This is a genomic window from Acinetobacter sp. ANC 5600, assembly GCF_002018395.1.
Taxonomy (GTDB): domain Bacteria; phylum Pseudomonadota; class Gammaproteobacteria; order Pseudomonadales; family Moraxellaceae; genus Acinetobacter; species Acinetobacter amyesii.
The window spans coordinates 1-5,228 of sequence record NZ_MVKW01000017.1 but is presented as its reverse complement, the minus strand read 5'-3'; the positions used below and the strand labels follow the sequence as shown (position 1 = coordinate 5,228).

The window sequence follows — 5,228 nt, the reverse complement described above, 5'->3', positions numbered from 1 at the left end:
GGTATCTTTGTACAAATCGGCTTGTTACCAAACACTGATTTCTTAAAAGAAACAGCAGTTGAACTTTCAAACCGTGGTGAGATCGTAATTAACGAGCGCAACGAAACCAATGTGAAAGGTGTATTTGCTGCCGGTGACTGTACAACAGTACCGTACAAACAAATCATCATTGCAACAGGTGAAGGCGCGAAAGCATCATTGTCTGCTTTTGATTACATCATCCGTTCGGGTCAATAAAAGAAAGGCCAGTGTGTTTCGAGAAACACACTGGCCGCGCTGAATGTTGTCATTAGAATATTATTTTTCTTAATATTCTCGTTTTACAGGAACTTTGGACGCTAACACCGGAGTTCCTTTTTTTTTCTGCAAAATTAGGATTCAAAAATGTCCCCACACATTTTGAACCCTATTCGTTGCCCAGCTATTTTTGTTTTACAACCTTATTTTTATACTTTCCCCAAGGTTGTTTCTCTATATAAAGTGGATTAAGCAAGTCTTACGCCAATCACACCATGCATTTAAGATTTAAATAAATTCAAACCCTTAAACTTCTCCAATAAATCAGTTTGGCTTTCGATATGCTCCGGATGCGGAATAATGCACTCAATCGGACAAACTGAAACGCAAGTTTGGTGCTCATAGAAACCGACACATTCAGTACAACGCGCGACATCAATTTCATAAATCTTTGAGCCTTCATAAATGGCATCATTGGGACATTCAGGTAGACACATGTCACAATTGATGCATTTATCTGTAATCAACAAAGCCATAAAGCGAACTCAAGCCTGATACGCTAAAGACGAAGCCGAAATATCCACTGTCGAATTGGGTAAGTTACGAATCAGTAAGGCATAGCGCATATCGACATCGGCAGGCACAGGAATATCCACGATATGACCTGAACCTTTGGCATCGTCAATTAGATTACCTTTTTTATCTTTCATTTCAGTTAAAACGAAGGTGATGTTGCCTGAAGTGGTCATCAGTTCTAAAGAATCACCTACAACAAAACGGTTTTTCACTTCGATTTTAAGAGAGTCGCCATTGCGTTCTAAAACTTCACCTACAAACTGTTGATGATCAAAACGTGAAGAGCCGGTTTCATAGTTCTGATATTCACTATGAACATGGCGGCGTAGAAAACCTTCGGTATAACCACGGTTCGCAAGACCTTCAAGCTGAGACATGAGAGCAGGGTCAAACGGTTTACCAGAAAGGGCATCATCGATGGCTTTACGATAAATTTGAGCGGTACGCGCACAGTAGAAGTAAGACTTGGTACGGCCTTCAATTTTTAAAGAATGAATGCCCATCTTGGTTAAACGGTCTACATGCTGTACAGCACGCAAGTCTTTTGAGTTCATGAAATAAGTGCCATGTTCATCTTCTTCGGCAGCAAACATGTCTTCTTCATTGCGTTGTAATAAAACCGGCTCGCCGAATTGGTGTTGTTCTAGGGCGTGTTGCTCATCGGCATTTTTATTATTGCAGCATGATGATTCTTCAATTTGTGTGACTGGAATAACATCACCAGTTTCATCTTCAACTGCATCGTGAATTTTATAATCCCAACGGCATGCATTGGTACATGCACCTTGGTTTGCATCACGTTTATTCATATAGCCAGAAAGTAAGCAACGACCGGAGTAAGCCATACATAATGCACCATGTACGAAAACTTCAATTTCCATATCAGGTACATTGTGTTTAATTTCTTCAATTTCTTCGATTGATAATTCACGTGACAAAATGACACGTGTCAGTCCCATATTTTTCCAAAATTTAACCGTTGCCCAGTTCACCGCATTGGCTTGTACAGACAAATGAATGGAAACTTCTGGAAAATGTTCACGCACCATCATGATCAGACCAGGGTCAGACATGATCAGTGCATCAGGATTCATGGCAACCACAGGTTCAAGGTCACGGATGAAATTTTTCAGTTTTGAGTTATGCGGTTGGATATTCACCACCACATAAAACTTTTTACCTAAAGCATGGGCTTCTTCAATGCCAATTTTTAAATTGTCATGGTCGAAAGCATTATTGCGCACACGTAAGCTATATCGCGGCTGACCTGCATACACGGCATCTGCGCCATAAGCAAAAGCGTAGCGCATGTTTTTCAATGAGCCAGCAGGTGAGAGGAGTTCGGTTACGTGTTGAATCGTCATGTCAATAAAGGCATAAAAAATTTATGGCTTTATTGTAGTGATCTAAAAAAAGGATTCAACCAAGTATTTTAGTTGGGTTTTCAAGATATTCCGTTTTCCAAATGTTTTAAAATTTGGCAATCATTGATTTGGCTGGTTTCATTACAACTGGCACGGAGCGTACTTAACTGTATTTTAAAATTTTCTAATTCTTTAATTTTTTCAGAAACTTGACGAATGTGATTATCAATTAATTCATTCACGGCATGACAGCTTTGTGTAGGTGATTGCTCAAGTTCAAGCAGGGTTTGAATCTCGGTGAGAGAAATATCGAGGTTTCGACAGCGCTTAATAAAAACCAAACGTTTGTACATTTCTTCATCATAATAGCGATAATTGTTGTCTGCGCGGAAGCTAGGTTTCAGCAGTTTTTTCTTTTCATAAAAGCGAATACTGTCAACGCTTACCCCAGATTTGGTGGACAATTCTTTAATCAAATAATGTTTTTGTACGTTCATGCTTGACCTTGGAGTGAGTCCATAGTTTTGAATAAGAATAATACAAATCCATTGATTTTTAAATTGGAGCACATTTATGGCATGTACATGTAGTCATGAGCCAGCACCAAGCAAACCCAACAGTAAATTTCGTATCGCGCTTTGGATCGCCTTAATCATTAACGCCATGATGTTTTTGGTGGAACTGATTGGCGGGGCTTATGCACATTCTTCTGCGCTTTGGGCGGACTCGTTAGATTTCTTTGGTGATGCTGTTAATTATGGAGTTTCATTAGCCGTGCTTGGCGCCAGCTTATATTGGCGTGCAACAGTCGCCTTAGTGAAAGGTTTTGTTATGGCAGTGTTTGGGATCGTGGTGATTGCCAAAGTGCTCTATGCCTATGCCAATGGGATCGCACCTGAACCGATCACCATGGGTATAATTGGTATCTTGGCTTTAGCCGCTAATGTCATCTGTGCATACGTCTTATATGCTTTCCGTGAAGGTGACTCCAATATGCAATCTGTTTGGCTATGTAGCCGTAATGATGCGATTGGTAACGTCGCGGTGATCTTGGCGGCTGTTGGGGTATTTGGTACAGGCAGTCTATGGCCAGATTTGATTGTGGCCGCAATCATGGCAATTTTAGGTTTAACGGGCGGTTATCAGGTGATTCGAAAAGCACTGCAAGAGCGTAAGCAAAAAAATATTCTGAGTACCCCTTGCTCTTAAATACTTACTCTTAAATCCACCGTTAATGGCATTCATTTCAGCAAGGTTTTTAACGCAGAGGAATAGTCGTTAAATCGCTAGTTGATATTAAAATAGCAGTCAGTTTTATACGAAATTTTCCTGACTGCTATATCGATAAATCTTCTGAAATCAGACTGTATTTAATGGGATGCTGAAGTTTTATCTACAGACTCCCATTAAGTTATGCTTTACAATAGCGCGCGAAAATCATGTTTAAAAATTAGGTTTTCTACCTTAAAAGCTTTATGTTTAGGCCCCATTGGTGCATCAGGTAAATTAAATGTCGAAAAAGCAAGACATCATTAACGTTGCGCTCCAACTCTTCAATTCTTATAGCTATAACTCGATTGGTATAGATCGAATTATTGGGGAATCGGGCGTTGCTAAAATGACGTTTTATAAATATTTCCCCTCTAAAGCCAAATTAATTGAAGAATGTCTCGTGATTCGAAATCTTAATTTACAGGAATCACTTGAAGCTGCTATTGCAGAATGTGATCCAGAAGACCATCTTTCGCATATTAAAACCATTTTTGCTTGGTACGATGCTTGGTTTCGTACCGCAGATTTTAATGGTTGTATGTTTCAAAAAGCAGTAGAAGAAATATCTAAAGTTTATCCTTCGTCATTACAACCTGCGATCGATTATAAAGACTGGCTCAAATCAAAACTAAGTACTGCCTTGCAACATCTGGGCATTCAGCAAACTGAACAACTCGCTGCATTTCTGAGTAGTATTTTGGATGGCATGACTATCCAAGCCCAAATTGACCCCAACCAAGTGCATTTAGCAGATTATTGGAAGCGAGTTGAAACCTTAATTCGTTTTGAATTGGCTGCTTAAAAATTTGTTTGTAGGCATCTAGGGTTTAAATCTAGCGACGACTTATTTGTATTGATTAACAATCAATTTTTTTCAAATACTTTAAGATTCTAAGAAAATAAAAAGCGCGATTATTTGGGGTAATCGCGCTTTGCTGACAATTGTGCGTTCAAATCATTCACTTTGTTAGCTTAAGTCAATGATTTGATTTTCGAACGTTTTATACGTTTTCTCTCATTTATATTTTTACCCTCTGAATGCTAAATTCATTCGGTTTTTGCAGCAAAATAGACAGACTTGTCTGTTTTTTTGAATTATAGGGGATCTTAGGTGAATTACAAGACAGGAAAGAAAGGTTTGTGTGTTTTTTAATCTAGCTTAAGTTTAAATTAATCCACTATTTTTAAAGATAATATTAAAAAATTGATCATTAAGCTCGATGTAAATTAGATGATAAAACTATTTTTACATTTATGTGAGTGACGCTACGTGTTGGATGCAAGTGCATGGTCTAAGACCATTTTTTGAATATTTTATATGCAATAAGTATTTAGTGCGTGGGTTCTCAGCTTTTTATTTTTAAGTGAATTTTTGAATCGTGGATTTTACATAACGAAACATCTTCTATGGTTTTAAGCATTAAGTTTATTGATGAATTTGACTAAACTAGCAGCAAAATTATTTCCATGATTACAATTTAGAATTTTTATTATGTTAGGCAAAATATTTGCTGTATTAGAACAATTGGGTCTATCCGCCCAAAAACGTGCCATTCATGTGCAATTTTCCAACCCTGCGTTGAATGATGAGCTTTTTATTCAACGTATTGATGGGGAGCATGTCTTAAACCAAGGCCTGCAAGCGACTTTGATTTGCCTATCTACTAATGCACTTATTCCACTAAAACAATTTATTGGCGCACAAGTTGCCGTTGATCAAGTGACCGATCAGGGCGAACTCTTCCGTACCACGGGTATTATTACCGAAGCCACCCAAGG

Annotated in this window: 6 protein-coding genes and 1 pseudogene; 4 read left to right on the top strand and 3 right to left on the bottom strand. The window is 38.4% G+C overall.

All coding sequences use genetic code 11. From position 1 onward, the window contains the following. A partial coding sequence (locus B1201_RS16735; protein WP_171263831.1) for an FAD-dependent oxidoreductase occupies positions 1 to 237 on the top strand: 237 nt, incomplete at its 5' end. Positions 238 to 518: 281 nt separating this feature from the next. On the opposite strand, the gene B1201_RS16730 is transcribed toward B1201_RS16735, so the two are convergent. From B1201_RS16730 to B1201_RS16720, 3 genes are all read right to left on the bottom strand, one after another. Beyond that, entirely contained in the window at positions 519 to 773 is a 255-nt protein-coding gene (locus tag B1201_RS16730; protein WP_078194533.1) for a YfhL family 4Fe-4S dicluster ferredoxin, read from the bottom strand. 9 nt (positions 774 to 782) lie between these two features. After that, positions 783 to 2,177: a tRNA 5-hydroxyuridine modification protein YegQ gene (gene yegQ, locus B1201_RS16725; protein WP_078194532.1), complete on the bottom strand. Its 1,395-nt coding sequence runs from the start codon at positions 2,175 to 2,177 to the stop codon at positions 783 to 785. 80 nt (positions 2,178 to 2,257) lie between these two features. Then, positions 2,258 to 2,674, bottom strand: a complete 417-nt coding sequence (locus B1201_RS16720; RefSeq protein WP_078194531.1) for a Cd(II)/Pb(II)-responsive transcriptional regulator — start codon at positions 2,672 to 2,674, stop codon at positions 2,258 to 2,260. Positions 2,675 to 2,750: 76 nt separating this feature from the next. Here B1201_RS16720 and B1201_RS16715 point away from each other — a divergent pair, with 76 nt between their 5' ends. The 3 genes and pseudogenes from B1201_RS16715 to B1201_RS16705 all read left to right on the top strand — a co-directional run. Beyond that, complete coding sequence (locus B1201_RS16715) at positions 2,751 to 3,386, top strand: cation transporter (RefSeq protein ID WP_078194530.1); 636 nt, start codon at positions 2,751 to 2,753, stop codon at positions 3,384 to 3,386. A gap of 301 nt (positions 3,387 to 3,687) precedes the next feature. After that, on the top strand, positions 3,688 to 4,251 hold the full coding sequence (locus B1201_RS16710) for a TetR/AcrR family transcriptional regulator (RefSeq protein WP_078194529.1): 564 nt from the start codon (positions 3,688 to 3,690) through the stop codon (positions 4,249 to 4,251). Between the two features lie 690 nt (positions 4,252 to 4,941). Further along, positions 4,942 to 5,228 (top strand): annotated as a pseudogene (locus B1201_RS16705) (phage late control D family protein); the annotation flags it as partial.

Coding starts and splice junctions, on each gene's coding strand:
- B1201_RS16715 (WP_078194530.1), top strand. CDS start 2,751: ATGGCATGTACATGTAGTCATGAGCCAGCACCAAGCAAACCCAACAGT.
- yegQ (WP_078194532.1), bottom strand. CDS start 2,177: ATGACGATTCAACACGTAACCGAACTCCTCTCACCTGCTGGCTCATTG.
- B1201_RS16720 (WP_078194531.1), bottom strand. CDS start 2,674: ATGAACGTACAAAAACATTATTTGATTAAAGAATTGTCCACCAAATCT.
- B1201_RS16710 (WP_078194529.1), top strand. CDS start 3,688: ATGTCGAAAAAGCAAGACATCATTAACGTTGCGCTCCAACTCTTCAAT.
- B1201_RS16730 (WP_078194533.1), bottom strand. CDS start 773: ATGGCTTTGTTGATTACAGATAAATGCATCAATTGTGACATGTGTCTA.